Below are 711 nucleotides of genomic sequence, written 5' to 3' on the forward strand. Positions count from 1 at the left end.
CCCGCCTCGTCGATTCCGTCCACGGTCCAGGTCAGGATAAAGCGATCCACTACATCAAAAGTGCCCGGCTTGCAGACCGCACAGTAAATACGGTGCCCCTGGTCAGCATCTGTCTGTATCATCACCCGTTCTCCGTGAATATCTTTCCAGTCAAATTCCTTAATCACCGGATGCCAGCGCCTCCACGGCAGGAAGCTTTTCTTGAATCCGTAGACATAAACCTTTTGCCGCTTGCGGTTAAAGCGAACGGGGGCTCCCTGGGGTTCGAACAGCACAGATTTTATTCGGTATAAGGCAGAGAATAACGAAAGAAATATAACAAAAGAGAATGAAAATATTGAAAGTGTATAAAAAGCTTCCTCAGGCAATATAATAAGGAAGGCCATCAGAATTGGCACAATAAAAAGTAAAAATGGGGGGGACCAGATCCCTTTCCTGTCCAAATTCATATAGCGCGGGAGCTCCATCCACACATCGTTGAGTTCATTCACCCAAATCAGTTGTGGGGGAAAGCTGCAGTCTTCTGCCTTCTCAGGTAAATCCTCTGTCCATCCTCCAACCGGATGATTTAAGCATGAACGCAGTGGTTGATGCTTTGCCTCATGCTCTGCCTGCTTTGCCAGTTGTTGTTCAGTCTTGCCCATTATCTGTCCCTGAAATGTTAATCCTCTTCCGGGGCCGTGCTGGACTCACGCGCCACCTCCTCCGGCC

1 protein-coding gene is annotated in these 711 nt (G+C 48.8%); it reads right to left on the reverse strand.

The window, feature by feature from the left end:
* The coding region (locus Q1A40_RS22905; RefSeq protein ID WP_300006084.1) for a DUF6708 domain-containing protein at positions 1–644 on the reverse strand (644 nt) is incomplete at its 3' end.
* Positions 645–711 lie beyond the last annotated feature (67 nt).

Origin of the sequence: uncultured Cedecea sp. (assembly GCF_947498825.1) — a bacterium.
GTDB lineage: Bacteria > Pseudomonadota > Gammaproteobacteria > Enterobacterales > Enterobacteriaceae > JGM124.